This is a genomic window from Devosia insulae DS-56 (genome assembly GCF_000970465.2).
Classification (GTDB): Bacteria; Pseudomonadota; Alphaproteobacteria; order Rhizobiales; family Devosiaceae; genus Devosia_A; species Devosia_A insulae.
Genome location: NZ_LAJE02000182.1, coordinates 1 through 18,019, shown reverse-complemented (window position 1 = coordinate 18,019; position 18,019 = coordinate 1). Strand labels below are relative to the sequence as shown.

The window sequence follows — 18,019 nt, the reverse complement described above, 5'->3', positions numbered from 1 at the left end:
TTACTGCACCGCCGGTGCCGCCCACCCCCATTCCCCGCAACTCATTGCAAATGCAATGAACTTTCCCGCCATTCCGAATCTCTGCAATTCTATGGCTGGCGTAGCGCCGGATTGTCGGTAAATTCCCCCGCGGGGCTTGGTGGACGGGGCATTTCAGCTGGCCGCCGGGCGGAAACACGAGAGTGAAGATGGCTCAAAAGCACAATGTTCTGACAATTGCGCTGCTGGCTCTGATGGCGATGGTCGTCACGCCGGTGCTGGCGCAGGAAAAGACTCCCAATGATCCGCGGCTGTTCACGCCCGGCAAGCTCACCGTCTCGACCTCCGAGCCGAGCTATCCACCATGGGTGCTCGACAACAATCCGGAAGCCGGCGAAGGCTTTGAAGCGGCGCTGGTTTACGCGCTCGCCACTGAGCTGGGCTTCAAGAAGGAAGACGTGGTCTGGGTCGACGTGACCTTTGACGGCGCCATCGCGCCCGGCCCGAAGGCCTATGATTTCTCTGTCCAGCAGATCTCGGTGACCCCGGATCGTGCCAAGGTCGCCACCTTCTCGGACGTCTACTACCAGTCCGACAAGGCCGTGATCGCGCTCCCGACCTCGGCCGTCGCCGGCGCCAAGAGCTTCGCCGACCTGAAGGCGGCCAAGTGGGGCGTTGCCGTCGGCACCACCGATTTCGACTACGTGACCAATGTGCTCGGCATTGCCGATGCCGCCGTGTTCGACGACCAGGCGGGCGTGTTCCAGGCGCTGCAGGGTGGCCAGATCGATGCCACCGTCGCGGCGCTGCCCACGGCGCTCTATGCCACGTGCTGTCAAGTGCCCGAGGCCAAGATCACCGCGATCCTGCCCAAGGACCCCAAGGACGAGGGCCTCGGCCTGCTCTTCGCCTACGAGAACCCGATCGTGCCGTGGATCAACGAAGGCCTCGCCGCGCTCAAGTCCAAGGGTACCATCGACGAGCTGGCCAAGAAGTACCTGATCGCCGATCCGAGCATTCCCGAGATCACGCAATGACACGACGACCCGGCAAAGGACGCCGGCAGATCGCTCTCAAGGACCGGCTCGCGCCGGTCCTTATTAGTTTGGCCAGCGTCGTCCTGGTGTTCGGCGCCGTCGCCTGGTTCGTCGGCACGGCCGAGCAATGGCCGCGCATCCAGCGCCAGTTCTTCTCCATCGACGCCATGATCGAGGCAGCGCCGGGCGTCGCCCGCGGCTTCCTCGTTTCGCTGCAGATCTGGCTGATCAGCCTCGTCTGCATCGGCATCTGGGCGCTGGTGCTGGCGATCTTCCGCGCCATGAGCGGCCCCTGGTTCGCCCCGCTCCGCGTCTTCGCCATCGTCTATGTCGATCTGTTCCGCGGTCTGCCCGCGTTGCTGCTGGTGCTGCTGTTCGGCTTCGGCATTCCGGCGCTGAACCTGCCCGGCCTCCCCAAGGAAGGGCTGTTCTGGGGTGGCGTGGCGCTGATCCTTTCCTATTCGGCCTATGCCACCGAGGTCTATCGTTCCGGCATCGAAGCCGTGCACGAAGGCCAGGGCATGGCCGCCAAGGCGCTCGGCCTCACCCAGTGGCAGACCCTGCGCTACGCCATCCTGCCGCAGGCCCTGCGCAACGTCGTCCCGGCCATGCTGAACCTCGTCGTGGCGCTGCAGAAGGACGTCGCCCTGCTCTCGGTGCTCGGCGTCCGCGATGCGGTGCGCGAGGCGCAGATCTACACCGCCCGCACCTTCAACTATTCCTCGCTCGTCGTCGCCGCGATCCTGTTCCTGCTCGCCACCATTCCGCTGGCGCGCCTGACCGATCACCTCGCCCGCCGCGACCGCCAGCGCCGCCTGCAAGGTGCCAAATGATGTATTTGTCGCGCTTTCGAACCGAAAAACCGCTTCGCACTTTTTCTGAAAACGCTCCGAGATGAACCGCATCGAGATCGAACAGCTCACCAAATTCTATGGCGAGCGCCAGGTGCTCGACGCGGTGGATCTGTCGATCGCGCCGCATGAAGTGGTGTGCCTGATCGGTGCCTCCGGCTCCGGCAAATCCACCCTGCTGCGCTGCATCAACGGGCTCACCGAGTTCGACGAGGGCACCGTCAGGCTCGACGGGGTCGATATCTACGACGAGAGCTTTGGCCGCACCGGGCTTTACAAGCGCATCGGCATCGTCTTCCAGGCCTATAACCTCTTCCCGCATATGAGCGTCCTCGAGAACATCACCCTGGCGCCGATCCGCGTGCACGGTCGCGATCGCCGCGAGGCCGAGGCGGCCGGGCTGAAACTGCTCGAACTGTTCGGGCTCGGCCAATATGCCCGCGCCTATCCCGAGCAGCTTTCGGGCGGCCAGCAGCAACGCGTCGCCATCGTCCGCTCGCTCGCCACCGAACCCGACGTGCTGCTGCTCGACGAGGTGACCGCGGCGCTCGACCCCGAACTGATCGGCGAAGTGCTGAAGATCATCCGCGACTTGAAGACCAGCGGCATGACCATGGTGATCGTCACCCACGAAATGGGCTTCGCCCGCGACGTCGCCGACCGCGTCTGCTTCCTCGACGGCGGCCGCATCGTCGAACAAGGCAACCCGCACCAGCTGTTCTCGAAGCCGGAAAACCCAAGGACACAGAAGTTCCTGGAGCGGATTATTGCAGCGGGAAGGTTGGAGGCGACGGTTTAGTCACCGGCGATGCCCCTCGCGTCCCCTCGCCCCTCTGGGGAGAGGGACAGGGTGAGGGGCGCCAAGCACGCCGGCCACACAGGTACGAGTCGAATATCCTGCAGTCGGACCTGCTGGCCTCGGCGCGCTTGGCGCCCCTCACCCCGCAGTGAGGCCTTTGGCCTCCCTGCCGCCCTCTCCCCAGAGGGGCGAGGGGGCGCTGTGGCGCCGCCCGCCCCTACCCATTAGCCGCCAGATAATCCTCCACCAGCGCCACCCAATACTTCGCCGCCGGCTCAATCACCGCGTCGTTGAAGTCATACCGCGGGCTATGCAGATCCGCGCTCGCCCCGTTCCCGACGAACAGATAGCTCCCCTTCTGCTTTTGCAGCATGAAGGCAAAGTCCTCGCTCACCAGCAGCGGCTTCAGCGTCCCGACTTTGGCCTCGCCGAAATGTTTTATCGCCGTCTGCCGGGCGAACGCCGTCTCGTCATGGTGGTTGAACAGCGCCGGAAAACCCGGCGGATGCACCACCTCGGCGACCGCGCCAAAACTTGCCGCCTGCGCCTCGGCGAGCAGCTTGATCCGTTCGCGGATCCGGTCGCGCACCGGCTCGGTGAAGGCGCGGGTGTTGAGCTGCAGCTCGACGCTGTCGGGGATCACATTGGGCATCGAGCCGCCATGCAGCATCCCGACGGTGATCACCGCTGTTTCCAGCGGGTCGATATTGCGCGAGACGATCGATTGCAGCGCCAGCACCAGCGACGAGGCGGCGACGATCGGGTCCACCGCCTCGTGCGGCATGGCGCCGTGCCCGCCCTTGCCCTTGATGGTGATGATGATCCAGTCGACCGCCGCCATGGCCGGCCCGTCGATGAAGCGGAACTCGCCCTCCGGCACGCCCGGCCAGTTATGCATGCCGAACAGCGCATCGACCGGGAAGCGCTCGAACAGCCCGTCCTCGATCATCTCGACCGCACCGCCGACTTCCTCGGCCGGCTGGAAGATCAGCCGCACCGTGCCGGAGAAATTGCGCGTTTCGGCCAGTTGTTTGGCTGCGGCGAGGAGGATGGTGGTGTGCCCATCATGCCCGCAGGCATGCATCACGCCGGGCCTCTCGCTGGCGTACGGCAGGCCGGTGGCTTCGGTGATCGGCAGCGCGTCCATATCGGCGCGGAGCCCGATCGTGCGCTCCCCTCTCCCGGCCCTGAGGCTCGCCACCACGCCGGCGCCGCCAATGCCGGTCGCCACCTCAAAACCCCAGCCGGTGAGCAGTTCGGCGACCAGCGCGCTGGTGGCGAATTCCTCGCGGCTCAGCTCCGGCGCGGCGTGCAGCCGCCGGCGCAGGGCGATGAAATCGGCGATGTCGTTTGGGGCGGAAATCGGCGGAGTGACTTTCATGGCGAGCGCCTGTATCGCAGACTTCCGACCCCAATAGAACAGCTTACGCGATGCACCATCCCCTGCTCGATCTCCTCACCGACGCCGCCGAAGGGCGCTTCCCCGCTGTCGATGGCGGCGTCACCGTGCTGCCGCCGCTGGCCGGCGGCTGGGAATGCTCGGTGGCCTTCACCGGCCACGCCGTCATCGCCACCGCACGCTCGGCCGACGAGGTGCTGCAGCAAAGGCCCGATGGCTTCGGCGCCTCGATGGCGCCGGACTTCCTGCGCTGGCTGGCCGGGCCCAAGGGCTTCATCGGGGTCATCGACGCGATGCTCTATACCCGCGGCACCGGCAGTTCGAGCTTGCCGCTCCGCACCGATGCCGACGACCACCCGCGGGTGAAATACGCTCGGCAATACCGCTCCGATGTCCGGGTCTATGGCGATGAGCGCGGCCTCGTCACCATCGGCGCCGGCCTCGCCGGGCGGCGCGAACTGAGCGTCGAAGCCGACACCCACAATCGCGGCCACGGCACGTCGCTGATCAAGGAGGCCATTGGCCTTGTCCCGGAAGGAGAACTGCTGTTCGCCGCGGTTTCGCCCGGCAACGCCCGTTCGCTGCGGGCCTTCCTCAGCTTGGGCTTCACCCCGATCGGCAGCGAGGCGCTGATCCGACCGGCTTGAGGGCTAGGGCCGGCGGTAGTGGGGTGGCCTTCTCCCCTTGTGGGAGAAGGTGGCCGAAGGCCGGATGAGAGGTCCGCGCAACGGAGTGTAGCGCGATCGGAGCGTGAGCGACGAGCGACCGAGTGCGCGGATGAGACCGCCGGCAACTCACACCCGCCGACACGAATTCCCCGGCACGAACTTCGGCGACAGCACGAAGTCCTGCGGTGGCTCCGCCGCCGCACCTGGCGTGGTGATCCGCTGCAGCAGCCGCCTTGCGATAATACCGCCCAGCTTCAGCGTATCCTGCACCACCATGGTGATGCGTGGGGTGATGACGTTGCTCCACTGCACGTCGTCGATCATGCACAGCGAAATGTCCCCCGGGCAGTTGAAACCCAGCTCCTGCATGGCCTGCAGCGCGGCCAGCGCCACCGCGTTGTTGGCGCCGAGGATGGCGGTGGGGCGCTCGGGCTGGATCAACAGCCGCATCGCTGCCTCGTATCCGGCCGAGCGGGTGAACTGGCCATCGACCACGTAGTTCGGATTCACCTCCACCCCGGCGCTGGCCATGGTCTCGACGAAACCGCGATAGCGCTCCGAGGCGGTGTGCATGTGCTGCGGGCCGGCGATGAAGGCGATGCGGCGATGGCCGAGCTGCAACAGGTGTTCGGTCAGCATGGCGCCGGCGAGGTAATTGTCCGAGCCGACGAAATCGCGCTCGATGCCTTTGACCTTCTGGTCGAAGCAGACCATCGGCACCTTGATGCTCTCTACGAAGCGCACATAGTCCGGCCCGAAACTCGACGGCGCCAGCGCCAGCCCCGCGATCTTCAGCCCGATCAGGTGCTCGACCAGCGCCTGCTCCCGCTCGCGCTTGCCAGAGGAGTCGGTGATCAACACGAAGTGCTCGTGCTCGAGCGCGTAATTCTCGAGCTCGCGGCGGATGTCGCCGAAGAACGGGTTGCCGACATTGCCGACCACCAGCCCGATCATCTTCGAGCGACCACGCGCCAGGCTCTGCGCCAGGGGGTCGGCGACATAGCCCACCGCCGCCACGGCGCTACGGATCCGCTCCAGCGTTTTCTGGCTCACCCGACCCGGATTGCTGAGTGCCAGCGACACGGTCGAGACCGAGACTTCGGCGAGCCTCGCTACGTCACGAATGGTGGCCATCAGTTGGTTCTCGAACCGCTTCTATCCGGAGTGGGAACTTGGTTGGTGGGACGCTCGGCGGACAATTCTATTGCAATACCTAGCAGTTGCGGGGCCTCGCGCAACTGAAATCCACCTGATAGCCCCGTTCCAGATTCCGTCTTGACTCATCGCAAGGTCGCCATCAGGATAAAAATCGAACCGGTTCGATAACCGGACCAAGGAGGATAGTTTGGATAGCGCACTCACCGTCAGCGGTGGCCTCGACTCGTCGGCGGGCAAGGCCTGGTTCAGCAATGACCGCTTCGGCATGTTCATTCACTTCGGGCTTTACGCCCTCGCCGCGCGCCACGAATGGGTGCAACACCGCGAGGAAATCGCGCCGGAAACCTATGCGAAGTACTTTGAGAACTTCGACCCCGACCTCTACGACCCCAGGGAGTGGGCGCGCCGGGCGCGCGAGGCCGGGATGAAATATGTGGTGCTGACCGCCAAGCACCACGAGGGCTTCTGCCTGTGGGATACCAAGTTCACTGACTACAAGGCGACCAACACCCCCTATGGCAAGGACCTGCTGAAACCCTATGTCGAGGCGTTCCGCGCCGAGGGGCTGAAGGTCGGCTTCTACTATTCGCTGATCGACTGGCACCACCCACAATTCCCGATCGACGGCATCCATCCGCTGCGCAACCACCCCGACGCGCTCGAGATGAACAAGACCCGCGATGTCAAAAAGTACGCCGAGTACATGCATAACCAGGTGCGCGAGCTGCTCACCGGGTTCGGCGAGATCTCGGTGATCTGGTTCGATTTCAGCTACCCCAAGCGCGAGTATAAGGGCATGCCCGGCAAGGGCCGTGCCGACTGGCAGTCCGAGGAACTGATCGGGCTGGTGCGCGAGTTGCAGCCCAACATCATCGTCGGCGACCGGCTGGACCTGCCCACCGACGGCAATTTCCCGAAGGATCTCGCCACGCCCGAGCAGTATACGCCGCGCGTCGCGCCCACCATCAACGGCAAGCCGGTGCGCTGGGAAGTCTGCCACACCTTCTCGGGCTCGTGGGGTTACCACCGCGACGAAAACACCTGGAAGGATGCCGGTCAGCTGATCAACATCCTGATCGATACCGTGGCGCTGGGCGGGAACCTCCTGATGAATGTCGGGCCCACCGCCCGCGGCACCTTCGACAAGCGCGCCGTCACCGCCCTCGAAACCTATGGCGAGTGGCTGCATGTCAACGGCCGCTCGATCTACGGCGCCGGGCCGTCCGAATACCAGGCCCCGGCCGGCACCCGCTTCACCCAGAAGGGCAACCGGCTCTACCTGCACCTCCAGACCTGGCCGTTCCGCCACGTCCATATCCCCGGGCTGGGGCGCAAGGTGAAGTACGCGCAGTTCCTGCACGATGCGAGCGAGATCCACTGGCTCGACCCCGATGCCGAGGTCGATTCCAACATCGGCGTCGCGGTCGGCGACGGCATGCTGACGCTCGAACTGCCGGTGCTGAAGCCCGATGTGGTGACCCCCGTCGTCGAGCTGATCCTCAAGGGTTGACGATCTTGCCGGTAGCATTGGCTGACGCGATGGCCCCCGAGGCCGAACTGATCGCGGCGATGGCTCCGCTCATCGCCGACCTTGCCGAGGACGGCGCCGGCGCGGTTGCGCTCGCCGGGTCGCGCGGCAAGGGCCGGTCGGACCGGCAGTCGGACTACGACTTCCGCGTCTACGCCCATGCCTACCGGCAAGACCTGAAAGAGACCCGGCAATGGCACCGTTTCGAGGCGGCCATGGCCGAGTGGCAGTCGCAGGGCCTGCGCATGGATGGGGTGTGGATGCGCAGCTATGCCGGCGTCGAGAGCGATCTGGGCGCCTGGCTCAGCGGCACCGCCATCCCCAAAAGCTTCGAGTGGACCATCTGGGGCTACCACCTGCCGACCGATCTTTCGAGCCAGCAGATCGTCAGCGATCCGGAAGGTCGGCTCGCCGGCTGGAAGGACCAGCTCGCCTGCTATCCGGAGCCCCTGCGCAACTCAGTGCTCAAGCAGTATCGCGAGATCCTGAACTACTGGGCGGCCGACTATCACTACGAGAGCAAGGTCGACCGGCGCGACCTGGTGTTCCTTGTCGGCATCACCGGCAAGCTGGCGAACGCCATCCTCCAGGTCGTGTTCGCGCTCAACCGTGCCTATTACCCGGGCGATGGCTGGAACCTGCCGATGGCGGCAGAGCTGGAGCTGCTGCCGCCTGATTTCACTTCCCGCATGGCGGCGATCCTGGAGCCGGGGCGCGACCCCGACGCCCTCCACCGCCAGCGCACCGAGCTCATCGCCATGATCGCCGATCTGGAGGTGCTGATCGCGGCCTGACTGGCCGTGGTGACCGGAGCCGAGGAACTCCGGAAGACCAAACAAGACGAAGACCCAACGACTACCCTGTGATTGAGGAGACACATCGTGAAGTTCACGCATCAACTGGCTGCCCTGGCGCTTGCCGGCACCGCCATCCTGTCCACCGCCAGCTTTGCCCAGGAGCAGGTGAACCTGACCTGGCAGATGTGGGGTGACGAAAAGGATACCCCGCTGTTCCAGTCGCTCGCCGACCTGGTGACCGCCGAATACCCCAACATCAAGGTGACGCCGCAGTTCTCCGGCTGGACCGATTACTGGACCCGCCTGCCGGTGCTGGCCTCGTCCGGCCAGATCGCCGACCTCGTCGCCATGCAGTCGATGCGCATGCCGAGCTTTTATGGCGTGCTCGAGCCGCTCGATCCGTTCATCGCTGCCGACAATTTCGACAAGTCGGCGTTCGAGTCCTCGATCATTTCCGGCCTGTCGGCGGATGGCGTGCAATACGCCCTGCCCTATGACGTCGGCCCGTGGCTGATGTTCTACAACCGCGACAAGTTCGCCGAGGCCGGCCTTGCCGAACCCAAGCCCGACTGGACCTTCGACGACTTCAAGGCAGCTGCCGAAAAGCTCACCAGCGGCGACAATTACGGCTACGCCGTGCAGGCCTTCGATTTCGTCGCCCAGCCGGTGGCTTTGGGCGCCGAGTATTTCAACGATGCCAACGCGTTCGACCTGACCAACCCCGGCTATGAAGCCGCGGTGGGGAAGCTCGTCGACCTCGTGGCGGTCGCCAAGGCCTCGCCGGTCTTTGCTTCGGGCGCCGGCGCCCAGACCGGCAGCGGGCGCTTTGCCGCCGGCAATGCCGCCATGGTGATCGATGGCCCCTGGTCGCTGCTGACCACCCAGGCCTCGGTCGGCTTCAAGGTCGGCGTCGCGCCGCTGCCGCGCGGCGAAGGCCCGTCGCGCTACATCACCGCCGGCTCGGGCTGGGGCATTTCGGCCGCCAGCCAGCACAAGGATGAGGCGTTCAAGGCGCTGAAGGTGCTGACCGGTCCCAAGGCCGCGGAGATCCTCGCTTCGGCCGGCCGTGCGCTGCCCGGCCGCCTCGCCGAGCAGAAGTTCTGGTACGACGTCGCCGCCAAGGATATCGCCGGCGCCCGCGAGACGCTGCAATACTCCTTCGACCACTCGACCCCGTTCCGCCTCAACGAGAGCTGGAATGAGTTCGAGAACCTGCTCACCCAGTACCTCCCGCTGGCGCTGAACGGCGACAACACCACGGACGCGGTGCTGGCCGATATCCAGAGCCAGCTGCCGTAAGTCCCGACGCCCGGCCGGCCCCGAATCCGGCCGGGCGTACCTACTGCAATGGCGCCGTCACAGGCGCCGCGAGGGAGGAGGTGCCCATGACACTTATCCAGGATACCGCGGTCGCCACCAGCGCCCCGGCCGCCCGCCCGCGACGGCGCAGCGGGCGACGCGAGGGCCGCACGGCCTTCTTCTTCCTCTTGCCTAGCCTGTTGGGCGTGCTGCTCTTTCTGGTGCTGCCGATCATCGCCTCGCTGGTGCTGAGCTTCACCAACTGGAAGCTGCTCGGCAAACCCGCCTTTGTCGGCTTCCAGAACTACATCCGGCTGTTCACCGCCGACCCACAGTTCTGGACCGTCCTCCGCAATACGCTGTTCTTCACCGTCGAATATCTGGTGCTGAACATCATCATCTCGGTGGGGCTCGCGACCTGGATCGCCAGCCTCAAACGAGGGCAACGGTGGTTCCGGGTGGTGTTTTTCCTCCCCACATTTACACCCGGAATCGCCGTCGCCATCGTCTGGATGCTGATCTTCGCGCCCGGCGGCTTCTTCGATTTCATCATGAAGTCGTTGTCGCTGGGCGTGCCGAACCTGCTCACCGACCAGACGCTCGCCATGCAGGCGGTGATCATCGTCTCGCTCTGGGCCAATGTCGGCTACAACACCGTGCTGTTCAACGCGGCGCTCGACATGGTGCCGCCAAGCTATCTCGAAGCCGCCAAGATCGATGGCGCCAGCGCCTGGGATCGCTTCTGGAAAATCCGCCTGCCGCTGATCTCGCCCACCCTGTTCTTCGGCACGGTGATGACCGCCATCACCTCGCTGCAGGTGTTCGACCAGATCTACGTGATGACCCGCGGCGGCCCGGGCAACGCCACCGCCACGCTGGGCTATGCCATCTACCAGCGCGGCTTCCAGAATTTCCAGATGGGCTACGCCTCTTCCATCGCCTGGGTGATGTTCGCGCTGATCATGGCGCTGACCGCCCTCCAGTTCTGGCTGCAGCGCAAGTGGGTGCATTATGACAACTAAGGCCCGTTCTCGCGTCACCCTGGCGCTCGATATCCTCAACCACGGCGCGCTCGCCCTGGTGGCGCTGCTGTTCCTGTTCCCGTTCTTCTGGATGGTGTCGAACGCGGTGCGTTCCAACGCCGAGGTCATGGCCATCCCGGTGCGGATCCTCCCCAGCGAGTTTCAGTGGGATAATTTCCAGAAGACCTGGTCGGAGCTGCCCTTCGGCCGGTTCTTTCTCAACTCGATGGTCGTCGCCGGCAGCGTCACGGTGATCACCGTGGTGGTCTCGTGCCTTGCCGGCTACGCCTTCGCCCGGCTGAAGTTCCCCGGCCGCGACACCCTGCTGCTGGGTTACGTCGGCACCCTCATGGTGCCCTCGATCATGCTGATCATCCCGCTGTTCCTGATCGTCAACGGCCTCGGCATGGTCAACACCTTCCAGGGCGTCATCCTGCCGGTCGCCTTCGGCACCTTCGGGGCCTTCCTGTTGCGCCAGTTCTTTCTCTCGATCCCGGACTCGCTCGAGGAAGCGGCGCTGATCGACGGCGCCTCGCGGCTGCGCATCCTCATCAGCATCATCGTGCCGCTGTCGATGCCGGCCATCGGGCTCCTGTCGCTCTTCACCTTCATCGCCCAGTGGAACAACTTCCTCTGGCCGCTGATCGTCATGACCGGCCAGGAAAACGCCACCCTGCCCGTCGGCCTCACCCACTTCCAGACCCAGCAGGGCACGCAGTGGAACTACATCATGGCCGGCGCGGCGTTATCGATGTTGCCGGGCATCGTGCTGGCGATCCTCTTACAAAAGCTGATCTACAATTCGATCGCGCTGAACGCCGGGATGGGTGGACGGTAAGGCCGGCCACCGGCGGGTACAACGCACGTCCCCTCTCCCCTCTGGGGATAGGGTCAGGGTGAGGGGTAGCCAAGCACACCAGACGAGCTGCTATCGCCGTTTTGCACCGGCCCGAATCCGCGCGCTTGGCGCCCCTCACCCCTGCCCTCTCCCCCCGGGCGCGCCATTGCGCTCCCCTAGGAGGGGCGAGGGGGCGATAGGGGCACCGCCGGCGAAGATCCAACCAACCGTCAGCAATTTTTCGTACACGCATATTGCGTTGACCAATTACCGTGTACATATATTTGGATGCTGATCACTTACGACGAACCGAAGCGCCAGACCAACCTTGCCAAGCACGGTCTGGACTTCGCTTCGCTGACCGTTGAGTTCTTTGAGGCAGCCGTGGTCCTTCCCGGCAAGGAAGGACGGTGGCTCGCCATCGGCGAACTCGATGGTCGGGTGGTCGTCGCCGTGGTGTTCCGCCCGCTGGGTACGGAAGCGCTGTCGATTGCCTCGATGCGCCCCGCCAGCCGTAAGGAAGGAGCCTTTTATGACGAAATTCACCTCGAAGCGCCCGCTCACCGACGCCGAGGAAGCCGAGGTCCAGCGCATGATTGCGTCTGACCCGGATAACCCCGAAGCGACCGATGATCAGATTGCCCAGAAGAAGCCGTTTGCGGAGGCGTTCCCTGCTCTGGCGGAAGCCATCAAGCGTGGCCGCGGTCGGCCACGGCTCGATAACGCCAAGGAAGCGGTAACCCTGCGGCTGGACCCCGATGTCATAGAACGCTTCAAAGCCCGAGGCGATGACTGGCGAACCCGGATGGCCGAAATCATCAAGGCAGCGTCTTAGCGCCCCAAGAGCGAAGCACCCCCGGCGTGTGGTAGCGAGCCCGGCCTTGGAATCGTGATTGCCGGCTCAGCGCGCCCCCAAAGCAAACGGGGCGCCCCCTCAGGACGCCCCGCTCCAAACCCGATAGTCGGTCCGCCTACTTCAGCATCCCGGTCTGCACCGAGCCCTGCAGCTGGCGCTGGAAGATGATGTAGGTAACGAGCACCGGCAGCACGGTGATCACCACAGCGGCGAACAGCGCGCCGAAGTTCACCGCATAGCCGGCCTGCGAGGCGAAGGATGCCATGCCCTGGCTCAGCACGTAATTGGCGGTGTTGGTGTTGAGCGCGATCGGCAGCAGGAACTGGTTCCACAACCCGAGGAAGTTGAAGATCGCCACCGAGGCGATGCCGGGCTTCGCCATCGGCAGCATGATGGTGAAGAAGATGCGCCACGGGCCGGCGCCGTCGATCATCGCCGCCTCGGCGATCTCCTGCGGCAGGGTGCGGAAGAAGGCGTAGAGGAAGAACACCGTGAACGGCAGCGCGAACGCCACATAGGTGAGGATCAGGCCGGGGAAGGTGTTGAGCAGCCCGAAGCCGCGCAGCGTCTGGAACAGCGGCACCACCGCGAGGAAGATCGGGAAGGTCAGCCCGGCCAGCATCAGGTAGTAGATGATCTTGCTGCCGCGGAACTCATAGCGCGCCAGGTAATAGGCGCACATCGAACCGAGCAGCATGACGATGGCCAGCGCGAAGCCGACCACGATCACCGTGTTGAAGAAGTAGGTGCCGATCGACGCCGAGGTCCACGCCGACACGTAGTTGTCGAAGTTGAAGCTGGTGGGCAGCGTGAACGGTGAAGCGAAGATCTGCTGCGTCGTCTTGAACGAGCTCATCAGCACCCAGAGCAAGGGCGCGCAGATGATCACCACCCAGGCAATGAGCGCAATGTGCGAAATCGTGGCGACGGTCTTGTCGGTCCAGATGGTCCGCTTCGCCACCGGATGCTCGAACTGCGCCACCGGCTTGGTCGGCGTCGCGATCGGGACCGAGCGAAAGGCGGGCGCCGCGACAATGGCCGCCGGCTTCGACTTGGGCGGACGACCGGTCCACCAGAACACGAAGAACACCAGCGCGGCGAAGACCAGGGTGATGACCGCCAGCGTCGCGCCCATCGAGGTGGCGTAGCCGAACTTCCCCTTCTTGAAGGCGGTGTTTAAGAGGTGCTGCGAAATCACCACGGTGGAATTGGCCGGCCCACCGCTGGGGTTGAGCGCCTGCATATAGACGAAGGCATCGAGCGCCAGGATGCCGAGATAGACGTAAGCGGTGCGGATATTGTCGCGGATCATCGGCACGGTGATCGAGATCGCCGTGCGGAAGCGGCCGGCGCCATCGACGCGCGCTGCCTCATAGACCTCGGCCGGGATGCCTTTGATCGCCGCGATGAACAGCACCATGTAGAAGCCGACCATCGACCAGGCGATAACGAAGATCGAGGCGCCCATGGCGGTGCGCTCGTCGCCGAGCCAGGCGAAAGACTTGAAGAAATCGAACCCCAGCGCCGTCAGGATGCCGTTCAGCAACCCGCTCGAGGGGTCGTACATCTGCGCCCACAGGATGCCGATGACGATCGCCGGCACGGTGTAGGGGAAGAACGAGATCACCCGGTAAATGCCGGAATGCTTGAGCCCCTGGATCTCACCGCGGGTCACCCCGCCAATGGTCACCAGCGTCGCCAGCGTTACCGACAGGATGATCACCAGCGGCGGCAGCACCACCACCAGGACGATGGAGTTGTAGACGGCCTTGGTGAAGACCGGGTCGGTCAACAGGGTGACATAATTGGCCAGGCCAACGAAGTTCATCTTCTTCGAAAAGCCTGACCAATCGGTCATTGAGTAATAGAAGGCTTGCACGAATGGCGAGATCACGAAGATCACGTAGATCGCCAGGGGGAGCCCCAAAAACACCAGCGCGAAGCTGGAGCCCTCGAGGCTTGGTAGTTTCCACCGACGGGTTGTCGTGGCCGGTGCCCTCGCCATCGTGCTGTCCATTACTTCACTTCGACTTTCGTGACGGAGGCGTCGTTGTAAACGGCGCTGGTGATCGCCTCGAGAGCGGCAGTGAAGGCGGCGACGTCAAGCTTGCCATCGAGGAAGCTGTTCCAGACGACGAGTTCGTCCTGGTTCGTGCCGTAGAGGTCGAACGAGTTCCAGGTGAAGACGTCGTTGCCGGCGTCGGCCAGGAGCTTGCTCTGCGAAACCAGAGCGGTCGAGCCGAAACCGTCGGCCGGCACGGTGTCCTTGACGATGGTCGGGGCGAGCTTCGTCTTGGCGAAGTTCGTCGCGGCTTCCTTCGAGAGCATCGTGCGGAGCAGTTCCTTGCCACCGGCAAGGTTCAGCGCGCCCGCCGGGATGATGAACGGTTCGCCCGCCGTGGCGTGCAGAGCCGTCTTCGGCAGCTTGTCGTTGGCGTCGATCGACAGTTCCGGCATGCCGGTCATCTTGAAGTCCGCCTTGGTGGCCGGCTTCATTTCGTTCTCGATCCACGAGCCCGACGGATAGAGCAGGAACGACTGGTCGTTCGACCACTGCGCCTGAGCAGCGGTGAACTGGGTGCCAGCGCCACCCGGCTTCATCATGCCGCCCGAGATGATCTCGTGCAGCGCGGTGAAGACGGCCTGGAACGCCGGATGCGACCAGAAGCCCGGGGTGAAGTTGTCGACGGCCAGACGCACTTCGTCGCCGCCCGCCTTGATCGCCGAAGCGACCGCAGTGGTGCGGTAGTAGGTCGCCGCTTCCTTGCCCCAACCGAACAGGTAGAGACCCTTTTCCTTGGCAACCTTGCCCAGCTCAATAGCTTCGGCCCAGGTGGTCGGCGGCGTCCAGCCATTGGCCTCGAACAGCGAGGCCGAGTACCAGATACCGTAGACGGTCATCACGTAGTTCAGCGCGATGAACTTGTCGCCGAAGGTGCCCGGCTTCTCGACGCCACCCACCAGGGTGTCGCGGATCTTGGTGCCTTCGAGGCTCGGCGCATCGAGCACCGAGTTCATGTCTTCGAGCTGGTCGATGATGGCCGCAAAGCCGATGGCCTGCGCACCCGAGTTGTCGATCAGATCGGGCGGGTTGCCGCCGAGGAAACGCGGCTGCAGTTCCTGGGCGATCTGGGTCGACGGCGACACCTTGACGGTGACGGTCGGGTGGTTCTTCTGCACGAGGTTGGCGGCGAACTCGACATAGTCGATGCCGTAACCGCCGTTGAAGATGACGGCGTCAACGGTCGAACCGTCGGCGACACCAAACGGATTGGCCGCGTCCTGCGCAAAAGCGCTGGTCGAGCCGAGCAGGCCGCCAAACGGCGCGACTGCCACGAGGGCCGTCGTGCCGCGCAGGAATGCGCGGCGGTCGATGGTCTTTTTGAACATTTAGTTCCTTCCCTTCTCCAAGTATTTAGTCGTTAGGCCCCACGCCAAACGCCTCCGTAGTCCCTCAGGACTCCCCACGGATGCGCGTGCCGTAAAGATCTTCGAGAGCGCGATTGTGTTCGTCGCCCCCGGGTATATTTGCCGAGATGTAGAGCGGCGGCGTCTTGCCGCGCTTGAGCAGCGCTTCAGCGACGCCAATGGTGATGCGCTGAGCAATAAATGCTGCGGTGAGCGAGGAGACTGCGCCTACGCCCATGCCACCCTCCAGTTGCAGCGTACTGTCGCCGAAGGGCGCCAGGTTGTCGATGGCGATATCTGCCACTTCCATCAGACGCTTGCCGCTTGGATGCTTGGGCGTAACTTTGCTGGTGTGGTCGAAGCTGGTCACCGCCACCACCTTGTGGCCACGCGCCTTGGCGGCGAGCGCCAGCCCGACGATCGAGCCGTTGACGCCCGAGTTCGAGGCGATGATGAACACGTCGTTCTTGTCGAGCTCGTAGAGCGACAACAGGTTTTCCGCGACGTTCGGATCGCGCTCCAGCGCGGCGCCGCCGAGGATCGACAGGTCCTTGCCGCCGCGCAGCACCAGGGCGCGCAGCGGGATGCGGTTGGCGGCGATCAGCCCACCGGCGCGGCCGGCGATTTCCATGGCGAAGGCTTCCGAGTGACCGGTGCCGAAGGCCTGCACCACGCCCCCGGCCGCCACGGCGTCGGCCACCAGCGCGATGGTGTCGTCGATCGCCTGGTTCGGGCCCGCGAGCGTGGCGAGGCGGGTCGAAACTTCACTATGAAACTGCGTAGTCAGGTCGGTCATAATCACATGGGTTCCGTTAGGTCTGGGCCGTCGCGCGGCGCGCGGCAGTGCTGGGCAAGGCGCCACCCCGCATCGGGCGGCGGCGCGGCGCCACCGCGGCGCCGGAGGCGGCGAGGAAGCGCGTCGTGCGGTCGAAATTCGATTGCGCGATCAACAGGTAAAGCAGATCCACCACGAACAGCTGGCAGTGCCGGGCCGAAAGGTCCGCCGGCTGCAGATAGCCATCGGGCGAGGCGGCGATCAGCACGTCATGGGCGAGCCGGGCCAGCGGCGAATCCGGGTTGCCGGTGATCGCCACGGTATGGGCGCCCGACGCCTTGGCGACGGTCAGCATCTGGATGGTTTCGTCGGTGCGGCCGGTATTGGAGATGCCGATGGCAACGCACCGATCATCGAGTATGGCGGCGCTGGTCAGCCCGTTATGCACCTCGGCCCAGGTATGGACATTGACGCCGATGCGATAGAGCCGCGCCTCGGTCTCGAGCGCCGTCAGCGCACTGCCGCCGACACCATAGACATCGAGCTGCCGCGCCTTGACGATCGCTCCGGCGACGCGGATCGCGGTCGGCATATCGAGCAGCCCCGCCGTGGTCTGCAAGCTCAGGACATGGGTGTTGAGCAGCGCATTGCGAATCTCGTCCGGCGAGTCATCGGGCCCGAACGAGCGGCCGATTTCACCGATCCACGCCGCCTTGGCGCCGCCACGGCCGACATCCTCGGCGATCCCGACACGCAGCTGCGAGTAACCGCCATAGCCGATCATCCGGCAGAAGCGGGTGACGCTGGCGGCCGAGGTCCCGGCCCGCACGGCGAGATCGGTGATCGACAGGTTCAGCGGCGCCTTGGGATCGTCAATCAGCACGGCTGCGATTTTCGCCATCGTAGCCGGCATCTGGGACTGGTAAGTCCTGATCCGGTCCAGAACGCTGAACGTCTTTGCGATGGCGGTCATCTATGTTAGGAGCCCATGCCCTGAAAATCACTCTCAAGAAGGCCGCTGTGCGGATGAAAACAATTCTTATCCAGCAATTTTCACGAAGGCAAGTGGGTCGATAAAGCGATGAACAAGGCGTTGCTCGCCATCGATGTGGGCGGTTCCACATCGCGTGCCACTCTGGTCGATCATGCCGGCCGCTGTCTCGGCCAGGGCCGCAATCGCGGCGGCAACCCGGCCTCCAACAGCCCGGAACAGGCGGCTTCCGCCATCATCTCGGCAGTCGAGGCCGCCGTCGCCGATGCCGGCGCCCCGCTCGATATCGAGCTGGCGCTGCTCGCCCTCGCTGGCCCCCGCGCCCATGTCGCGCAGGATCGGCTGGAAGCGGCGTTTCGTGAAAATGGCCTCACCGGCCCCTTGGTTTTCGCCGGCGACCTCGAGGCGATGCTCGCCTCGGTCACCGCCGCACGCGACGGCTATTGCATCGTCGCGGGCACCGGCGCCGGCGCGGTGCGGGTGCGCAATGGCGCCATCGAAGCGGTGGTCGACGCCGCCGGCTACCTGCTCGGCGATCTCGGCTCGGGCTACTGGCTCGGCCATCACGCCGCGATCGCCGTTACCGCCGACCTCGACGGCCGCGTCCCAAAGAC

At 64.7% G+C, this 18,019-nt stretch carries 18 protein-coding genes; 12 read left to right on the top strand and 6 right to left on the bottom strand.

The window, feature by feature from the left end; all coding sequences use genetic code 11:
- Positions 1–188: 188 nt before the first annotated feature.
- The 3 genes from VW23_RS12760 to VW23_RS12750 all read left to right on the top strand — a co-directional run bounded on the left by VW23_RS12760 (position 189) and on the right by VW23_RS12750 (position 2,666).
- Positions 189–1,016, top strand: coding sequence for an ABC transporter substrate-binding protein (locus VW23_RS12760; protein WP_069909952.1), 828 nt, complete (start codon positions 189–191; stop codon positions 1,014–1,016).
- Complete coding sequence (locus tag VW23_RS12755; protein WP_069909951.1) at positions 1,013–1,849, top strand: amino acid ABC transporter permease; 837 nt, start codon at positions 1,013–1,015, stop codon at positions 1,847–1,849. The genes VW23_RS12760 and VW23_RS12755 overlap by 4 nt, the downstream gene beginning before the upstream one ends.
- A 61-nt stretch (positions 1,850–1,910) precedes the next feature.
- Positions 1,911–2,666 (top strand): amino acid ABC transporter ATP-binding protein, encoded by a 756-nt coding sequence (locus VW23_RS12750; protein WP_069909950.1) that lies wholly within the window; start codon positions 1,911–1,913, stop codon positions 2,664–2,666.
- Positions 2,667–2,883: 217 nt separating this feature from the next.
- Here VW23_RS12750 and VW23_RS12745 read toward each other — a convergent pair whose 3' ends face one another.
- Entirely contained in the window at positions 2,884–4,047 is a 1,164-nt protein-coding gene (locus VW23_RS12745) for a M20 aminoacylase family protein (protein WP_069909949.1), read from the bottom strand.
- 50 nt (positions 4,048–4,097) lie between these two features.
- Here VW23_RS12745 and VW23_RS12740 point away from each other — a divergent pair, with 50 nt between their 5' ends.
- On the top strand, positions 4,098–4,712 hold the full coding sequence (locus tag VW23_RS12740) for a GNAT family N-acetyltransferase (protein WP_069909948.1): 615 nt from the start codon (positions 4,098–4,100) through the stop codon (positions 4,710–4,712).
- Between the two features lie 147 nt (positions 4,713–4,859).
- On the opposite strand, the gene VW23_RS12735 is transcribed toward VW23_RS12740, so the two are convergent.
- On the bottom strand, positions 4,860–5,867 hold the full coding sequence (locus VW23_RS12735; protein ID WP_069909947.1) for a LacI family DNA-binding transcriptional regulator: 1,008 nt from the start codon (positions 5,865–5,867) through the stop codon (positions 4,860–4,862).
- Between the two features lie 211 nt (positions 5,868–6,078).
- On the opposite strand from VW23_RS12735, the gene VW23_RS12730 reads away from it, so the two are divergent.
- The 7 genes from VW23_RS12730 (at position 6,079) to VW23_RS12705 (ending at position 12,210) form a co-directional block, all read left to right on the top strand.
- A complete protein-coding gene (locus VW23_RS12730; RefSeq protein ID WP_069909946.1) occupies positions 6,079–7,401 on the top strand; it encodes an alpha-L-fucosidase in 1,323 nt (440 codons plus the stop codon).
- Positions 7,402–7,406: 5 nt separating this feature from the next.
- Positions 7,407–8,213, top strand: a complete 807-nt coding sequence (locus VW23_RS12725) for a DUF4037 domain-containing protein (protein WP_244513552.1) — start codon at positions 7,407–7,409, stop codon at positions 8,211–8,213.
- Positions 8,214–8,300: 87 nt separating this feature from the next.
- Positions 8,301–9,515, top strand: coding sequence for an ABC transporter substrate-binding protein (locus VW23_RS12720; RefSeq protein WP_244513550.1), 1,215 nt, complete (start codon positions 8,301–8,303; stop codon positions 9,513–9,515).
- A 95-nt stretch (positions 9,516–9,610) separates the two neighbouring features.
- Positions 9,611–10,537 carry a carbohydrate ABC transporter permease gene (locus tag VW23_RS12715; protein WP_425285208.1) on the top strand — a complete coding sequence of 309 codons (927 nt, stop codon included), beginning with the start codon at positions 9,611–9,613 and terminating at the stop codon, positions 10,535–10,537.
- A complete protein-coding gene (locus VW23_RS12710) occupies positions 10,527–11,375 on the top strand; it encodes a carbohydrate ABC transporter permease (RefSeq protein ID WP_069909942.1) in 849 nt (282 codons plus the stop codon). The genes VW23_RS12715 and VW23_RS12710 overlap by 11 nt, the downstream gene beginning before the upstream one ends.
- 288 nt (positions 11,376–11,663) lie before the next feature.
- Positions 11,664–11,981, top strand: a complete 318-nt coding sequence (locus VW23_RS28235) for a BrnT family toxin (protein WP_084646025.1) — start codon at positions 11,664–11,666, stop codon at positions 11,979–11,981.
- Entirely contained in the window at positions 11,908–12,210 is a 303-nt protein-coding gene (locus VW23_RS12705; RefSeq protein WP_069909941.1) for a BrnA antitoxin family protein, read from the top strand. The genes VW23_RS28235 and VW23_RS12705 overlap by 74 nt, the downstream gene beginning before the upstream one ends.
- Before the next feature lie 136 nt (positions 12,211–12,346).
- On the opposite strand, the gene VW23_RS29290 is transcribed toward VW23_RS12705, so the two are convergent.
- The 4 genes from VW23_RS29290 to VW23_RS12685 all read right to left on the bottom strand — a co-directional run bounded on the left by VW23_RS29290 (position 12,347) and on the right by VW23_RS12685 (position 17,387).
- Entirely contained in the window at positions 12,347–14,236 is a 1,890-nt protein-coding gene (locus VW23_RS29290) for an ABC transporter permease (protein ID WP_201788043.1), read from the bottom strand.
- An 11-nt stretch (positions 14,237–14,247) separates the two neighbouring features.
- On the bottom strand, positions 14,248–15,621 hold the full coding sequence (gene ngcE / locus VW23_RS12695) for an N-acetylglucosamine/diacetylchitobiose ABC transporter substrate-binding protein (protein ID WP_055883445.1): 1,374 nt from the start codon (positions 15,619–15,621) through the stop codon (positions 14,248–14,250).
- 64 nt (positions 15,622–15,685) lie between these two features.
- Positions 15,686–16,435, bottom strand: coding sequence for a sugar isomerase domain-containing protein (locus VW23_RS12690; RefSeq protein WP_069909940.1), 750 nt, complete (start codon positions 16,433–16,435; stop codon positions 15,686–15,688).
- Positions 16,436–16,451: 16 nt separating this feature from the next.
- Positions 16,452–17,387: a MurR/RpiR family transcriptional regulator gene (locus VW23_RS12685; protein ID WP_069909939.1), complete on the bottom strand. Its 936-nt coding sequence runs from the start codon at positions 17,385–17,387 to the stop codon at positions 16,452–16,454.
- Positions 17,388–17,495: 108 nt separating this feature from the next.
- On the opposite strand from VW23_RS12685, the gene VW23_RS12680 reads away from it, so the two are divergent.
- Positions 17,496–18,019, top strand: a 524-nt coding sequence (locus VW23_RS12680; RefSeq protein WP_280138988.1) for an N-acetylglucosamine kinase, incomplete at its 3' end; no start/stop codon positions are given.